At 60.4% G+C, this 16,691-nt stretch carries 12 protein-coding genes; 3 read left to right on the forward strand and 9 right to left on the reverse strand.

Annotation, left to right across the window (positions count from 1 at the left end):
* Positions 1-54 precede the first annotated feature (54 nt).
* The 5 genes from AC1RR7_RS23690 to AC1RR7_RS23710 form a co-directional block, all read right to left on the reverse strand.
* Entirely contained in the window at positions 55-756 is a 702-nt protein-coding gene (locus AC1RR7_RS23690) for an ABC transporter ATP-binding protein (protein WP_096819507.1), read from the reverse strand.
* On the reverse strand, positions 757-1,524 hold the full coding sequence (gene livG / locus AC1RR7_RS23695) for a high-affinity branched-chain amino acid ABC transporter ATP-binding protein LivG (RefSeq protein ID WP_096819506.1): 768 nt from the start codon (positions 1,522-1,524) through the stop codon (positions 757-759).
* Positions 1,521-2,777: a high-affinity branched-chain amino acid ABC transporter permease LivM gene (locus tag AC1RR7_RS23700; protein WP_096819505.1), complete on the reverse strand. Its 1,257-nt coding sequence runs from the start codon at positions 2,775-2,777 to the stop codon at positions 1,521-1,523. The genes livG and AC1RR7_RS23700 overlap by 4 nt, the downstream gene beginning before the upstream one ends.
* Complete coding sequence (gene livH, locus AC1RR7_RS23705) at positions 2,774-3,697, reverse strand: high-affinity branched-chain amino acid ABC transporter permease LivH (protein WP_085729918.1); 924 nt, start codon at positions 3,695-3,697, stop codon at positions 2,774-2,776. The genes AC1RR7_RS23700 and livH overlap by 4 nt, the downstream gene beginning before the upstream one ends.
* A gap of 231 nt (positions 3,698-3,928) precedes the next feature.
* Positions 3,929-5,056, reverse strand: a complete 1,128-nt coding sequence (locus tag AC1RR7_RS23710) for a branched-chain amino acid ABC transporter substrate-binding protein (RefSeq protein WP_096819504.1) — start codon at positions 5,054-5,056, stop codon at positions 3,929-3,931.
* Positions 5,057-5,408: 352 nt separating this feature from the next.
* On the opposite strand from AC1RR7_RS23710, the gene AC1RR7_RS23715 reads away from it, so the two are divergent.
* The gene (locus AC1RR7_RS23715) at positions 5,409-5,714 is read left to right on the forward strand and encodes a DUF2288 domain-containing protein (protein ID WP_096819503.1); all 306 of its coding nucleotides are present in this window, start codon (positions 5,409-5,411) and stop codon (positions 5,712-5,714) included.
* Between the two features lie 293 nt (positions 5,715-6,007).
* On the opposite strand, the gene AC1RR7_RS23720 is transcribed toward AC1RR7_RS23715, so the two are convergent.
* On the reverse strand, positions 6,008-8,209 hold the full coding sequence (locus tag AC1RR7_RS23720; protein ID WP_102621486.1) for a hypothetical protein: 2,202 nt from the start codon (positions 8,207-8,209) through the stop codon (positions 6,008-6,010).
* Positions 8,210-8,406: 197 nt separating this feature from the next.
* Between AC1RR7_RS23720 and AC1RR7_RS23725 the strand changes: the two genes are divergently transcribed.
* On the forward strand, positions 8,407-9,303 hold the full coding sequence (locus tag AC1RR7_RS23725; protein ID WP_273537273.1) for an NAD(P)-dependent oxidoreductase: 897 nt from the start codon (positions 8,407-8,409) through the stop codon (positions 9,301-9,303).
* On the opposite strand, the gene AC1RR7_RS23730 is transcribed toward AC1RR7_RS23725, so the two are convergent.
* On the reverse strand, positions 9,194-11,476 hold the full coding sequence (locus tag AC1RR7_RS23730; protein WP_493158535.1) for a putative bifunctional diguanylate cyclase/phosphodiesterase: 2,283 nt from the start codon (positions 11,474-11,476) through the stop codon (positions 9,194-9,196). The two genes, AC1RR7_RS23725 and AC1RR7_RS23730, sit on opposite strands and share 110 nt — an antisense overlap.
* A 164-nt stretch (positions 11,477-11,640) precedes the next feature.
* Positions 11,641-11,994, reverse strand: coding sequence for a YkgJ family cysteine cluster protein (locus tag AC1RR7_RS23735; RefSeq protein WP_102621484.1), 354 nt, complete (start codon positions 11,992-11,994; stop codon positions 11,641-11,643).
* 302 nt (positions 11,995-12,296) lie between these two features.
* On the opposite strand from AC1RR7_RS23735, the gene AC1RR7_RS23740 reads away from it, so the two are divergent.
* Complete coding sequence (locus AC1RR7_RS23740; RefSeq protein ID WP_192559965.1) at positions 12,297-13,646, forward strand: spinster family MFS transporter; 1,350 nt, start codon at positions 12,297-12,299, stop codon at positions 13,644-13,646.
* A gap of 101 nt (positions 13,647-13,747) precedes the next feature.
* Here the strand turns inward: AC1RR7_RS23740 and rapA are convergent, their stop codons facing one another.
* Entirely contained in the window at positions 13,748-16,594 is a 2,847-nt protein-coding gene (gene rapA, locus AC1RR7_RS23745; protein WP_096819498.1) for an RNA polymerase-associated protein RapA, read from the reverse strand.
* Positions 16,595-16,691: the final 97 nt, after the last annotated feature.

The following is a 16,691-nucleotide window of genomic DNA, read 5'->3' on the forward strand; positions in this document are numbered from 1 at the left end:
TTCAAAGCGCAAAAAAAAACGGCCCGAAGGCCGTTTTTTGTTTAACGCAATCGATCAACCGCCGAGATACGCCTCGCGCACTTTCGGGTCGGTCAGCAGCGCTTCACCGGTGCCTTGCATCACCACCCGGCCGTTCTCCAGCACGTACGCACGGTCAGCGATTTTCAGCGCCTGGTTGGCGTTCTGCTCAACCAGGAACACCGTCACACCGTCCTTGCGCAGCTGTTCGATGATGTCGAAGATCTGCTGGATGATGATCGGTGCCAGGCCCAGCGACGGTTCGTCGAGCAGCAGCAGTTTCGGCTTGCTCATCAGCGCCCGGCCGATGGCGAGCATTTGCTGTTCGCCGCCGGACATGGTGCCGCCGCGCTGGTTGAAGCGCTCTTTCAGGCGTGGGAAAAGTCCGAGAACCTTGTCCATCTGTTCCTGATAGTCGCCCTTGTCGGTGAAGAATCCGCCCATGGACAGGTTCTCTTCGACGGTCAGTCGGGCAAACACCCGACGGCCTTCCGGGACCACGGCAATGCTTTTGCGCATGATCTGCGACGATTCCTGGCCGACCAGTTCCTCACCCATGTAGCGGATGCTGCCGCTGTGCGCCTGCGGCGAACCGCACAGCGTCATCAGCAGGGTGGACTTGCCGGCACCGTTGGCGCCGATCAGGGTCACGATCTCGCCCTGGCGGACTTCGACGTTGACGCTGTGCAGGGCCTGGATCTTGCCGTAGAAGGTGGAAACGTTTTCGAACTGCAGCATTTACGCTTCCCCCAGGTAGGCTTTGATCACTTCAGGATTGTCGCGGATCTGTTCCGGCGTGCCGTTGGCCAGAGGCGTGCCCTGGTTGATCACGACGATGTGGTCGGAAATGCTCATGACCAGTTTCATGTCGTGTTCGATCAGCAGCACGGTCACGTTGTGCTCTTCACGCAGCACGCTGATCAGCGCCTTGAGGTCTTCGGTTTCCTTCGGGTTCAGGCCGGCGGCCGGTTCGTCGAGCATGAGGATCCGCGGACGGGTCATCATGCAGCGGGCGATTTCCAGACGACGTTGCTGACCGTAGGCCAGGGTGCCGGCCGGACGGTTGGCGAATTCCTTGAGGTTGACCTTGTCCAGCCAGTATTCGGCGTATTCCATGGCCTCGCGCTCGCTTTTGCGAAACGCCGGGGTCTTGAACAGACCGGCCAGGAAGTTGGTGTTCAAGTGACGATGCTGGGCGATCAACAGGTTCTCGACCGCTGTCATGTCCTTGAACAACCGCACGTTCTGGAAGGTACGCACTACGCCTTTGAGGGCGATCTTGTGGCCCGGCAGGCCTTCGATCGACTCGCCGTCGAGCACGATGCTGCCGCCGCTCGGCTTGTAGAAACCGGTCAGGCAGTTGAACACGGTGGTCTTGCCCGCGCCGTTCGGCCCGATCAGTGCAACCACCTCTTTTTCCTTCACGGTCAGGGCCACGCCGTTGACCGCCAGCAGGCCGCCGAAGCGCATGCTCAGATTTTCGACTTTCAGGATCTCGCGGCTCATTTGCGCAGCTCCATGTGAGGACGTTGCATGGGCAGCAGACCTTGAGGTCGCCAGATCATCATCAGCACCATCAGGGCGCCGAACATCAGCATGCGGTACTCACTGAACTCACGCATCATTTCCGGCAACAGGATCATCACGACCGCGGCGAGTACGACGCCCAGCTGCGAGCCCATGCCGCCCAGCACCACGATGGCGAGAATGGTCGCCGACTCGATGAAGGTGAAGGACTCCGGCGTCACCAGACCCTGACGGGCAGCGAAGAAACTGCCGGCGAAACCGGCGAAGCAGGCACCCAGGGTAAACGCCGAGAGCTTGATGATCGTCGGATTCAGGCCCAGCGCGCGGCAAGCGATCTCGTCTTCGCGCAACGCTTCCCAGGCACGACCCAGGGGCATGCGCAGCAAGCGGTTGATGACGAACAGCGCGAACAGCGACAACAACACCGCGATCAGGTAAAGGAAGATCACCTTGTTCACCGGGTTGTAGGTCAGGCCGAAATACTCGTGAAAGGTCTGCATCCCCTCTGCGGCCGTCTTGTCGAAGGTCAACCCGAAGAGGGATGGCTTCGGAATGTTGCTGATGCCGTTCGGGCCGCCGGTGATGTCGGTGAGGTTACGCAGGAACAGACGGATGATTTCACCGAAGCCCAGCGTCACGATCGCCAGATAGTCACCGCGCAGACGCAGTACCGGGAAACCGAGCAGGAAGCCGAAGGTGGCCGCCATCAGTCCGGCGATCGGCAGGCAGATCCAGAAGCTCAGACCGTAGTAGTGCGACAGCAGCGCATAACTGTAGGCGCCGACGGCATAGAAGCCGACGTAACCGAGGTCGAGCAGGCCTGCCAGGCCGACCACGATGTTCAGGCCGAGGCCGAGCATCACGTAGATCAGCACCAGCGTGGCGATATCCACCGCGCCGCGAGAGCCGAAGAACGGCCAGACCAGTGCACCGATGATCAACGCAATGATGATCCAGCGCTGGGTGGTCGGCAGGGTCAGGAAGCTGCTGGCCTTGGCCGGCATCTTGGGCAGGTTCGGTGAGGATTTCCACGCCGCACCGATCTGCTGGTCGAACAACACTCGCAGGAACATCAGTACCGAGCAGACGGCAATGGTGATCAATGTCGAGGTACTGGTGCCATGCACTTCGAGGTTGATGCCGACGATGGTCAGCTTCAGACCGAGTACCGGGTAGGCCACCGCCCACACCAGCAGGGCGCTGAACAGCGCCTGTTTAAGATTCCTAGTCATACTTTCTCAACCTCCGGACGACCCAACAGGCCGGTTGGCCGGAACAACAGCACCAGAACCAGCAGGCCGAACGCCACGACGTCCTTGTACTGGTCGCCGAAGATATCGGCACCAAAGGCTTCCGCCACACCGAGCACCAGCCCGCCGAGCATGGCGCCGGGGATGCTGCCGATGCCGCCCAGTACCGCGGCGGTGAAGGCCTTGAGGCCGACGAGGAAACCGGCGTTCGGGTTGATCACGCCGTATTGCATGCTCAGCAGCACGGCCGCGATGGCCGCCAGCGCAGCACCGATGACGAAGGTCAGGGCGATGATGTTGTTGGTGTTGATGCCCAGCAGGTTGGCCATCTTGATGTCTTCGGCACAGGCACGGCAGGCGCGACCCAGGCGAGAGCGGGAGATGAACAGCGTCAGGCCGAGCATGGCGACCAGGGTCACCACGAACACCACGATTTGCATGTAGGAAATCAGCACTTCATGTGCGCCACCTGGCCCGATGGAGAAGTTGCCGGGGATCAGGTTGGGGATGGATTTGTCCTTGGAGTCTTGCGCCAGCAGAACCGTGTTCTGCAGGAAGATCGACATGCCGATGGCGGAAATCAGCGGGATCAGACGGTTGCTGCCGCGCAAGGGGCGGTAGGCGACGCGTTCGATGCTGTAACCGTAGGCACTGGTCACGACGATGGTTGCGAGAAAAGCGGCGGTCATCAACAGTGGAACACTGTCGAGTCCCATCATGGACAGCCCGGCGATGGCGATGAAGGCCACGTAGGAGCCGATCATGTACACCTCGCCGTGGGCGAAGTTGATCATTCCAATGATGCCGTAGACCATCGTATAGCCGATGGCGATCAGGGCATACGTGCTGCCAATGGTCATGCCATTAACCAGCTGTTGGAAGAAGTGATAGATGTCAGGCATTACAGCGCTCCTAAAAACCTGATACGCATTTCACTGGTGGAGTCATTTTCCCGCCCGGCCCCGTGGATCTTTATCCACTTCGAATCCGGGTTTTGCCAGCGAACCGCTGATGACGGTTTTGAGATTTTCAGGTGGGGAGACTGGCGGATCACGCCAGCGCGGCCCAATACATTCGTAAAACAAAGCCCACGGCACGCCGTGGGCTTTATTGGCAGTCAGTCAGGCAGCGCCTTACTGAGGCGAAACTTCGGTTTTAGGTTTGCCGAAGTGCCACTCGTAGACCACGAATTTGAAGTCCTTCAGGTCGCCCTTGGCATCGAAGCTCAGGTCGCCGGTCGGGGTCTTGAAGGTGCCGGCGTGAATGGCAGCCGCCACTTTCGCAGGGTCTTCGGATTTGGCAGCGGCGATACCGCCGGCAATCACTTCAACCGCCGAGTAGGAAGGGAACACGAACGGGCCGCTCGGGTCTTCTTTCTTCGCCTTGAATGCATCCGCCAGGGCAACGTTGGCCGGATCCTGGTCGAAGGACTTCGGCAGGGTCACCAGCAGGCCTTCGGACGCGTCCTTGGCGATCTGCGAGATGGAGTCGTTACCCACGCCTTCCGGACCCATGAACTTGGCTTTCAGGCCTTTTTCCTGGGACTGACGCAGGATCAGGCCCAGCTCTGGGTGGTAGCCGCCGTAGTAGACGAAGTCGACGTTGGCTTGCTTGAGCTTGGAGATCATCGAGGAGAAGTCTTTGTCGCCGGCGTTGACGCCTTCGAACACGGCAACCTTGACGCCTTTGCCTTCCAGGGTTTTCTTCACGGCGGTGGCGATGCCTTCACCGTATTGCTGTTTGTCGTGCAGAACAGCAACGATTTTCGGTTTCACGTGATCGGCAATGTAGTTACCGGCGGCAGGGCCCTGGGCGCTGTCCAGGCCGATGGTGCGGAACACCATTTTGTAACCACGGCTGGTGATGTCCGGGCTGGTGGCAGCCGGGGTGATCATGATCACGCCTTCGTCTTCGTAAACGTCCGAAGCAGGCTGAGTGGAGCTGGAGCACAGGTGACCGACCACGAACTTGACGCCGTCGTTGACGACCTTGTTCGCAACGGCTACCGCTTGTTTCGGATCGCAAGCGTCATCGTATTCAACGGCTTCGAGCTTCTTGCCGTCGACGCCGCCCTTGGCGTTGATCTGTTCGATGGCCATTTTGGCGCCACTGAACTGCATGTCGCCGTACTGGGCTACCGGGCCGGTTTTAGGGCCGGCGATACCGATCTTGATGGTGTCAGCTGCGAACGAATGGCTGGCAACCCCGGCCAGTACCATAGCGGCAAACAGTTTGGAAATCTGCTTAGTAGCCTTAGTCATAGTGCTCCACTCTTACTGTTGTATTTTTTTAGAGTCCTGACGCCGTAGCAGCAGAACCGGGCCAGATATCATCGCGATATCGTCCGGAAATGCCCCCGGCAACTGTACCGGTACAGTGTAGAGCGCCGGTTGTTGGCCTGGGAAGCTGGCGCCCAGGGGCAAATTCTGGAGATGTCGCTTTAATGAAAGAAAAAGACAGAATTGCGGCGGGACGTTCAGAGGGCTTATACCCCAATCATCAGCATTCCCTGGCCTTCCTGCTCTTTTCGTTCGGTACAGCCTTTTGCTACCGGGTTTTTCTGCCGGACCACCGACGTTATCATTCGCGCCGATTTCTTTTCCGGACAGTCCCATGAATCAAGAACCTAGCACCCTCTATGCCAAGCTGCTTGGTGAAACCGCATCTATTACCTGGAAGGAGCTGGAGCGCTTCTACGCCCAGGGTGCCCTATTGTGGGTCGACGCTGACCTGGATTTGATCGCCGTGGCCGAGGCCGTGGCATCGGATCAAGGCGAGAAAGTCGCTGCCTGGCTGGCCGAAGACAAAGTCGCCAAGCTGTCTGAAACGCGGGCGCTGGATATTTTTGAACGTGATCCGCAGATGTGGGCGGTCGTGGTTCGGCCATGGATTCTGGTCCAGGAAAGGGCGTCTGCCTGAGGTGGTGCACCTTGTTGGTGCGCGCGATCGCCGAGGAAAAGTGTGTAGCCGAGTAGCGTGATGGCACGTTGCCGTAGAGAAATGCCACAAGCGGGGGTGGCATAACGGTGACGTAAACGTAACGGGCACAGTTTAGTAAGCAGCCTAACGGCTGCTTAATTGTTTCTGGATGTTGGAAAGTCTGAATACATCGGGGAATTCGAGGGCCTCATCGCAAGCAGGCTCGCTCCCACAGGGAATGTTTTTCAATGTGGGAGCGAGCCTGCTCTCGATGGGAGAGCCTCGGTCTGGTGTCAGACCGAGTAAGTCTTGCCAGTATGGTTATTCAGCGAAATGACCTTGGTCTTGCCGATCCGGTGGCGGTAGATCTCGCGCAGGTACTTGATCGACTTCTTCACGCAATCGCGCGACAGGCGGATGTCGTTGATCGAGACAAACTTCTCTTTGTCGTTGATCAGCTCGCGGTACTTCTTCTCGTACATCGGTTTGATCGCGTACCAGTTGGTATCGAGGATCTTCGCCGGGTTCTCGAATTCGTTGAGCAGTTCGTCGATACGGTCTTCGTCGAATTCTTCATTGATGATGAAGTCGAGGATCGAGTTGTCCAGGGTCTCGTCGAAACGGTACGGGTTCTTCGCGAAGCAACGCTTGATGAACGCTACGATCAGGGTCAGGAAGTCGTCCGACAGACACGGGCTCTTGGCGATCAGGGTGGTCAGCGACAGGTTCGCCGAGGCGCCGATCACCAGTGCGTAACGCTTGAGCGTGGTGTTGGGGAACAGGCTGTTGAGGTGGGTCTTCAACCGGTTCAGGTCCATGTACGACAGTTTGTAGTCTTTCGGCAGCGAAACGATCGAGACCACCGACGAGCAGTTCTTGAAGAAGTGCAGGTCATGCAGCGCAGCGGCGTCGTAGCCGGAGTTCTTGTACTGCTCAAGCGAGGCGCGATAACGCTTGGATTCGATCGGCAGCAGGCTGATGCCTTCGATGGCCTGGGTGACCTTGTTGAAGTGCGGCAGGTCGATCGAACGGAAGAACAGGTCGTCGATGTTCAGGCGCTGTGGCTCTTTGTCGAACACCTTGAACTTGTCGCTGCTCGGCGGCGGGGTTTCCGGCACTACCGATTCTGCGTAGGCAATCGCCACCGGGCCGGCCAGACTCATGAACAGGTCGTTGGCGTCCAGGCGAATGGTCTCGCCGATGTCGATGCCGGCACGACGGAAATAGTTCTGGTCGTAGTCGGTCGTGACTGCCTGGGCCGTCAGAATGTTGAAGATCTGCTGCGAGATGTACTGGTTGGCGTGCTTCTCCATCGCATTGACATCAATGTTCTGGATGTTGCCGTCATCGCTTTCTTCGGCGTAACGCATGATGTCGTTGGAGATCAGCATCATCGCGTTCCATGGGCGGATACGGCCCATGACGCTGGCTTCGCTGCTGTCTTCGTTGGCGAAGTTGTACGAGAAATCCCATTCTTCCGACAGGTATTTGCACAGCAGGCGACCGGCGTTGATGTGCAGCGCCTCGGACATTTCGCTGCGGTGGTCGGAAATGTTCGGCAGCACGCAGATGCCGCTGGTGAAGATCGGCTCGAACACGAACGAATGACCGCTCTTGCCGTCATGTTCGTCCATCGGCTTGGTGTCGAACGTCTTGTTCATGTACGAGTGCTGCTGGGCCAGGCCGAATTCCGAGGCCATGCCCGAACCGGTACCGCCGCCGGCACTGAAGATCGAGAAATACAGGCGCGACTGGTTGGCCTTGATGCCGCAGCTGTCGATCAGGTACGAGTGAATCATTTTCCAGTCAGGGCTGGAGAAGCGCTGGGTGTCCTTGTTCAGGATGATCTTCGCCAGGTACTGGCCGAGGATCGGCGCGTTACCGGCGCCGCCGGCGTGGACTTCGGACAAGTCCATGATCTTCATTTTGCTGTAGTCGCGCAGGAAGCCGCTCTTTTCGCCCTTGCGCGAGAAGCGGATGCGTCCGGCGATGTCTTTGTCCAGGTCGCCGAGCATCACCAATGGTTCCACCAGGAACACCGGTTTGGTCGACTTGTTCGGGCCGATCCGCAGGTTCTGCTTGATCCACTGGGCCGGGCTGTAGCCTTTGTCGGTCGCCAGACGCCGGTCAGCCGCGCGATCTTCGTTGTTGAACTCGTTGAGGTAGAACTTGCGTGCGTTGTACACCAGCTCCGCCACGTCGAGGGCGATGTTGGAGCCGCAGCGACCGAGGCCGATCAGGCACACCGACGGGAATTCCTGATCGTTGTGCTGCTCGTTGTCGCCTTCCAGATGCGGCGGGCGCGGGAACACCAGGTCACGCAGGCCATCGAGGTTGTCGAGGATGCGGTCGGTGTTGGTTTCGGTGAAGTACAGGTATTGCTGGGTGCCCAACGGGCGCGAAGGAGGCAATGGCTTCATCGGGGCAGGGCTGTTCGCTGCTGGGCTCAGGGTCAGATCGGATACCGCAGTGGCCGGATTGTTTTTAGAAGTCATTGTGCGCCATATACCTGGACTGGTTGGTTCGGCGACCGGTGTCGTCGAGCCTCACGGAATGGGAATCTCGCGTCTTTTTACTGCGCGTATTTGGCCCGTGCGTCAGGGTTCTGGCCTGAGTGCCGCGCGGGGGAATCCTTTCCTGATTGATGATGGATCGGCCATTATTCGGCGATCTTTAATCAAAAGGAGGCTAAATGATGTCAACGCTACCTTCGTTGGGGTTTGCCGGAATCGGTCTGATGGGCCTGCCGATGTGCCGGCGTCTGCTGGCAGCGGGTTATCCGCTGACCGTATGGAACCGCAACCCGGACAAATGCGCGCCGCTGGTCGAGGCCGGTGCCCGGCAGGTGGCGACGCCCGCCGAGCTGTGTCGGCACGCCGATGTGGTGATGCTGTGCCTGGCTGACACGGCGGTGGTGCGTGAGGTGGTGTTTGGCCCGGCTGGTGTCGCCGAAGGGGCGAAGCGCGGTCAGTTGCTGGTGGATTTTTCCAGCCTGGAACCGACGGCGACTCGCGAGATGGCGGCTGAGTTGGCCGACAGGACTGGCATGACGTGGCTCGATTCACCGGTGTCCGGCGGCGTGGTCGGGGCCGAGGCTGGCAGTCTGGCGATCATGGTGGGCGGTGATGCAGCGAATCTTGATCGCGTACGCCCGGTGTTGCTCGCCCTCGGTCAGCGCGTCACGCACATGGGCGGCGTCGGCGCCGGCCAGGTGACCAAGGCCTGCAACCAGATGATCGTCGCGTGCAATGCGCTGGTGATTGCCGAAGTGGTCGCGCTGGCCGAGCAGTCCGGGGTCGACGCCAGTCTGATCGCCGAGGCACTGGCCGGTGGTTTCGCCGATTCGAAGCCGCTGCAGATCCTCGCCCCGCAAATGGCCGAAAGCCGTTTCGAACCGGTGAAATGGCACGTGCGCACGCTGCTCAAGGATCTCGACACGGCGGTGAAGTTTTCTCGCGAAGTGGGCTCGGCCACGCCGATCAGCGGATTGGCCGCACAACTGATGCGCCTGCATGGGGCGCAGGGCTTTTTGGCGAAAGATCCATCAACACTGGTGAAAATGTACCGCGAGCCAGCGTCAGCGGATTGACCGCGTGGGAGTGTTTGCGCTGATTGATCTCTTCCAGGACCGGGCGCAGTTCGTCCAGCGGCACCGGACGGCTGAGCAGGTAGCCCTGAATGAAGTCGCAGCCCGAACGTTCGAGGAATTCGTATTGCTCCAGGCTTTCCACGCCTTCGGTGACCACCTGCAAGTGCAGGGTGTGGGCCATGACAATGATCGCCTGGACGATTTCCATGTCGGCGGTGGCTTTGGGAATATCGAGGATAAATGAGCGGTCGACTTTCAGTGTGTTGAGCGGCAGTCGCTTGAGGTAGGCCAGCGACGAATAACCGGTGCCGAAATCATCGATCGACAACGACACGCCCAGGGCGCGGATCTGCCGCAACAGCACCAGCGTGTTGGCGATGTTGCCCATCAGGGCGTTCTCGGTCACCTCCAGCTCCAGCCGTTCGGGGGAAACGCCGGCGCTGCGCAAGGCGTGTTCGATTTCATTGGCCAGTTCTTCCCGGGCCAGATTCAGCGGTGAGCAGTTCCAGGCGATCTTCAGGTCATCACAGCCATGGCGCGACAATTCGCCAAGGTCTTCACAGGCCTTGCGCAACACCCAGTTGTCCAGTTCGGCGATCAGGCCGTTGTTTTCGGCGATGGCGATAAAGCGATCCGGGGTCAGCAGGCCGTGCACCGGGTGCTGCCAGCGAATCAGCGCTTCAAGCTTGGTGACCTTGCCGGTCTTCAGTTCGAAGATCGGCTGGTAATACAGCATCAGCCCGTTCTCTTCGCGCAGGGCAAGACGCAGTTCTTCTTCCAGTTGCAGCTCCAGGCTTGCGCGGTTTTTCAGGTTGGAATCGAAAAAGTGCACGCCGTTGCGTCCAGCACCTTTGGATTGATACAGCGCCAGGTCCGCGTGCTTGAGCAGTTCATCACAGGTGGTGCCGTCTTCGGGAAACAGGCTGATGCCGATGCTGGTGGTCATCACCATGCGCCGCCCGGCCAGTTCGATCGGCTCCTTCATCTTGAGCATGATGCGCTGAGCGAGGTTGCGTGCTTCTTCGCGGTCGCGCAGGCTGATCAGGATGCAGAATTCGTCGCCGCCGAAACGGGCGACCACGTCTTCATGGCCGCGCACCGAACCTTTGATGTGTTGGGCGATGACTTTGAGGAGCTCGTCGCCGGCATCATGGCCGAGGCTGTCGTTGATGCGTTTGAAGTGATCGATGTCGAGAAACATCACCGCGAGCATGCCGCCCTCGGTGGATTTCTGGCTGAGCTTTTCAGCGAAGAGCTGGTTGAAACCGCGACGGTTGATCAGGTTGGTCAGGGCGTCGTAATTGGCCGCCTGCTGCAGCGACATCCGCGCCTGATCGAGCTGGCTGAGCAACATGTTGACCCGGCGCAGGTCCTGTTCCTTGTTCTGCAGTTTCTTGTCGGCCAGTGCGGCGCTGATGGCGCTGCCGAGGATCAGCAGGGTGATAAAGGCGACGGTGAGCCCCAGTTGCAGATGGCTGGAGTCGACCTTCAGTGTGGGAATGCTCCCCTCCGGGAGGACCAGATGCAACGCCGCCATGCCGGTAAAGTGCATGCTGATGATGCCGGCCCCGAGAATCAATGTGGCCACGTATTTGAGCATCTGGTTGTGCAGGCCGCTGCCTTCACGCAAATTCCCGGCCACCCACAGGGCGGCGAAACTGGCACCGATTGCAATCAGGATCGACAGTCCGAACAGGGTCGGGTCGTAGTAGGCCGTGGCCGCCGATTGCATGGCGGCCATGCCGACGTAGTGCATGCCGGCGATGCCCAGGCCGATGACGATGGCGGTCTTGAGGTATTGCAGCAGACTGGGCTGCGGCTCGCTCAGCGTGTGCATGGCCAGCCAGGAGGCCAGCACGGCGATCAGCAGGGAAAACAGGGTGATGGACTGGTCGTACTGGATGTCGATCGGCGTCTGGAACGCCAGCATGCTGATGAAATGCATGGCCCAGATGCCACCGGCCAGGCAGGTGGCCCCGATCCAGCGCCAGATCCTGCGTGATCCGGGATCTTCGGCATGGCCGACGCGTTCCGCCATGTCGAGGGTAGCGAAGCTTGCGGCGCAGGCCACCAGATAGGCGATCAGCACCAGCAAGGGATTGTGTGTGCAATTGAGAATGACCTGCCCGCTCTCCGGCAGCTCGGCAACAAACTGCAAACCAAGCCACTCCATAGCATGCCCCGTCTCTGAGTGCTTCCTTACTGCGTCATCAACGCAGGCGAATGAATGCAGTATAGAGGCCGATTTCGGGGTGCAAGCGGTGGTGGCACATTGGCTCTAATGATTTTGGCATGAGCGTCATAGCGATTGGCGCTAAGCCTCGTACGCTCGGTAGCTCAGGCGACTTCGTTCCAGTGCGGTTGCAATGGCGGCAGGCCAAAACGGGCACGCGCCTTGTCGCAGTCGGTGTTCTGCTCGCCGTTTTCCCACGACGCCTCGAACTCGCGGCAGGGGCTGGAACGCTTGTCGTAGATCGTGCAGGCCACCGATTTTCCGACGTCGCCTTCCAGCGCGGTGCAGCGCGGCGCCTTGCGGTCGGTACCGATCATCGCGACCCGGCTGGGCGTGATCTGGGTGACCAGTTCATCGGGCACGGTCCCGCCGGAGGATGCGCATTCCCCCCAGAAAAATGAAACACGAAAATGGGAACAGCAGGCACCGCAACTCAGACACGGACTGACTTCGGACATTAGGGGGGCATCAAAGGGATTGATCGGCAGGATCCGGACGGATCCGGCGGCCATTCTAGGCTTTGCCACGGCGTTGGGAAGGGGGGCGTGAAAGTATTTTTTCATTGCCGGATTTTTCCGCAAAACCCCCGGTTTTCGGGGGATTCGAAGCATTTCAAGGGCTTACGTTTCGTTACACGGCCATGGCCCGTCATCAGGCTGACGAATGATCACAGACAGTCCCGACGAGCGTGACTAGATTGCAGGTTCCGGGCTCGGATGCGTCGGCAGTGAAGCCCTATAACAATAAAAGAGACGGACCCATGCAGAACTCGACCCAAGCGGCGAATGCCTGGCGCATTCTGTTCCTGCTGTTCCTCGCCAACCTGTTCAATTTCTTCGATCGCACCATCCCCGCGATCATCATCGAGCCGATCCGCATGGAATGGCACCTCAGCGACTTTCAGCTGGGGATCGTCGGCACCGCATTCACCATCGTCTATGCCATCGCCGGCCTGCCGCTGGGGCGCATGGCCGACACCGGCTCGCGCAGCAAGCTGATGGGCTGGGGGCTGGCGACCTGGAGCGCGTTGACGGCGGTCAACGGCCTGGTCGGCAGTTTCTGGAGTTTCCTGCTGGTGCGCATGGGCATCGGCATCGGTGAGGCCAGTTACGCGCCCGCCGCCAACTCGCTGATCGGCGACCTGTTCCCGGCGCACCGTCGCGCGAGGGCCATGGGCATCTTCATGCTGGGCTTGCCGTTGGGCCTGCTGCTGGCGTTTTTCACCATCGGCGCGATGGTCAAGGCGTTCGACAGCTGGCGTGCGCCGTTCTTTATTGCTGCCGTGCCGGGGTTGCTGCTGGCGGTGTTCATGTTTTTCATCAAGGAACCCAAGCGCGGCGCGGCGGAGACCGTGCAAGTGTCGCAGGAGAAAGTCGACAAGCCGATCCGCCGGATTCTCGCGGTGCCGACTTTTCTGTGGCTGGTGATGGCCGGGTTGTGCTTCAACTTCGCCACCTATGCTTGTAACTCGTTTTTGGTGCCGATGCTCCAGCGCTATTTTCTGATGCCGTTGCAGGAAGCGGCAGTGGCCACGGGGCTGATCGTCGGCGTGACCGGACTGATCGGCCTGACGCTCGGCGGCTGGATCGCCGACAAGATCCATCAGCGCGTGGCTAACGGGCGGCTGCTGTTTGCGGCGTTCAGCCTGATCATTTCCACCGTGTGCACCGCTTGGGCACTGCACGCCGGGCGGATCGAGATCGGTGTGTTTGTCGCGCTGTTCAGTGTCGGCTGGCTGTTTGCCTATAACTTCTACACCTGCGTCTACACGGCGATTCAGGACGTGGTCGAACCGCGCCTGCGGGCCACGGCGATGGCGCTGTTCTTTGCCGGGTTGTATTTGCTGGGCGGTGGTCTGGGGCCGGTGGTGGTCGGTGGTTTGTCCGATCACTTCGCCAAGTCGGCCATGATTTCGGCGGGTGCCGAGCAGATGACCGAGGCGTTCAAGGCGGTCGGCCTGCATGACGCGATGTACCTGATCCCGGTGGCACTGTTCCTGACCATGGTGTTTCTGTTTCTGGCGGCGCGGTGTTTTGTGCGGGATGCGAAGCGGATGAAGGAAGGGCTGGTCGCGGTGGTTGAGCCTGAGGTGGCAGCGGTCACGGCCTGAGGATGATCGTTCCCACGCTCTGCGTGGGAACGATCTACGGTGTACAAAAAAGGCCCGCATCGCTGCGGGCCTTTTCATGTGTGGCGGAGGAGCAGGGCGGTTTAACCCGCTACCAGCACCCGGATCGCTTCCAGTCGCAGCGCCGCCTTGTCGAGCATGGCCAGGCCTTGCTCGCGCTGTTTGCGCAGGGCAACCAGTTCGCTGTCGCGCACGGTCGGGTTGACCGCTTGCAACGCAGTCAGGCGTGCCAGCTCTTCGTCGGTGTCGGCCGCCAGACGACGGCGGGCCTCGGCCACGCGCTCGGCGTGACGCGGGGTGATCTTTTCTTCACCGGCGTTGATCCGTGGCGTCAGCTGATCGCGCTGGGCCTGGATGAACTTGTTGGCACTGGCGCGTGGCACGCTTTCCAGTTGATCGTTCAGGGTTTCGAACGCCACACGGGCCGACAAGTCGTTGCCGTTGGCATCGAGCAGGCAGCGCAGGGCGGCCGGTGGCAGGTAGCGGCCCAGTTGCAGGGCGCGCGGAGCCACCACTTCGCTGACGTACAGCAGTTCCAGCAGGACAGTGCCTGGCTTGAGTGCCTTGTTCTTGATCAGCGCGACGGCGGTGTTGCCCATCGAACCGGACAGCACCAGATCCATGCCACCCTGCACCATCGGGTGTTCCCAGGTGATGAACTGCATGTCTTCGCGCGACAGCGCCTGGTTGCGGTCGTAGGTGATGGTCACGCCTTCGTCGTCGCCCAGCGGGAAGCTGGCGTCGAGCATTTTCTCGCTCGGCTTGAGGATCAGGGCGTTTTCCGAATGGTCTTCGCTGTCGATGCCGAACGCGTCGAACAGGGTTTCCATGTAGATCGGCAGCGCGAACTGATCGTCTTGCTCGAGGATGTCCTCGACCAGCGCTTCACCTTCGCCGGCACCGCCGGAGTTGAGTTCCAGCAGGCGGTCACGACCGGTGTGCAGCTCGGCTTCCAGACGCTCGCGCTCGGTGCGTGCTTCGTCGATCAGCGTCTGCCACTCGCCATCGTCAGCCTCTTCCAGCAGCGGCAGCAGGCGCGGGCCGAACTGATGCTGCAAGGCGTTGCCGGTCGGGCAGGTGTTGAGGAACGCGTTCAGTGCTTCGTGATACCACTGGAACAGACGCTCTTGCGGGCTGGTTTCCAGGTACGGCACGTGCAGTTCGATGATGTGTTTCTGGCCGATCCGGTCCAGACGACCAATGCGTTGTTCCAGCAGGTCCGGGTGCGACGGCAGATCGAACAGCACCAGGTGGTGGGCGAACTGGAAGTTGCGACCTTCACTGCCGATTTCCGAGCAGATCAGCACCTGTGCGCCAAACTCTTCGTCGGCGAAGTAGGCGGCGGCGCGGTCACGCTCAAGGATGTTCATGCCTTCATGGAACACCGTGGCCGGGATGCCGGAACGTACGCGCAGGGCGTCTTCCAGGTCCATCGCGGTTTCGGCGTGGGCGCAGATCACCAGTACCTTGGTGCGCTTGAGCATTTTCAGCTGATCGATCAGCCACTCGACGCGCGGGTCGAATTTCCACCAGCGTTCTTCTTCGCTGGCGTCCGGCTGGGCCTGGAAGCTGACTTCCGGGTACAGCTCGGCGTGATCGCCCAGTGGCAGTTCGAGGTATTCGTCCGGGCACGGCAGAGGGTACGGATGCAGCTTGCGCTCCGGGAAACCCTGCACGGCGGCGCGGGTGTTGCGGAACAGCACGCGGCCGGTGCCGTGACGGTCGAGCAGTTCACGCACGAGGCGGGCGCTGGCTTCGGTGTCGCCATCGTTGACGGCGGTCAGCAGGGCTTCACCTTCGTTGCCGAGGAAACCATGGATGGTCTTGTGTGCGGCAGGCGACAGGCGCCCCTTGTCCAGAAGCTCCTGAACGGCTTCGGCCACCGGGCGATAGTTCTCGCTTTCGGCGCGGAAGGCGGCCAGGTCATGGAAACGGTTCGGGTCGAGCAGGCGCAGACGGGCGAAGTGGCTGTCCTGGCCGAGTTGTTCCGGGGTGGCGGTGAGCAGCAGCACGCCGGGAATGACTTCAGCCAGCTGTTCGACCAGCGAGTATTCCGGGCTGACTTTTTCTTCGTGCCAGACCAGGTGGTGTGCTTCGTCGACGACCAGCAGATCCCAGCCGGCAGCGAACAGGGCGTCCTGGGCCTTTTCGTCGTCGACCAGCCACTCCAGCGCCACGAGGGCAAGCTGGGTGTCTTCAAACGGGTTGACGGCATCGCTTTCGATGAAGCGTTCTTCGTCGAACAGCGCGACCTCAAGGTTGAAGCGGCGGCGCATTTCCACCAGCCACTGGTGCTGGAGGTTTTCCGGCACCAGGATCAGCACGCGACTGGCGCGACCCGACAGCAGTTGGCGATGGATCACCAGGCCGGCTTCGATGGTCTTGCCCAGACCCACTTCGTCCGCCAGCAGAACCCGTGGCGCGATGCGGTCGGCGACTTCACGGGCAATGTGCAACTGGTGAGCGATTGGCTGTGCACGCACGCCACCCAGGCCCCAGAGCGCGGACTGCAACTGGCGGCTGGTGTGTTCCAGGGTGTGGTAGCGCAGGGAGAACCACGACAGCGGGTCGATCTGGCCGGCGAACAGACGGTCGCTGGCCAGACGGAACTGAATGAAGTTCGACAGTTGGGTTTCCGGCAGGGTGACGGCTTCGTTCTCGGCGTTCAGACCGTGATAGACGAGCAGGCCATCGGCATCCTCGACTTCGCGCACGGTCATCTTCCAGCCTTCGAAGTGGGTAATGGAGTCGCCCGGCGAGAATCGCACGCGGGTCAGGGGCGCATTCCTTAGCGCGTACTGGCGGGTTTCGCCAGTGGCCGGGTAAAGCACGGTCAACAAGCGGCCGTCCTGTGCCAGAACGGTGCCTAAACCAAGCTCTGCTTCGCTGTCACTGATCCAGCGTTGCCCCGGTTGATACTGCTGCGCCATGCTGCCTGACTCCCACCTTGAAAAAGCGGGCTATCTTAACGGAATGAGGCCCTGAGGCCAAAGGATTAGGCGTCGCGTGCGGCTATTAAATGCCGAC

The organism is Pseudomonas sp. GW821-FHT11G12, from assembly GCF_058808055.1.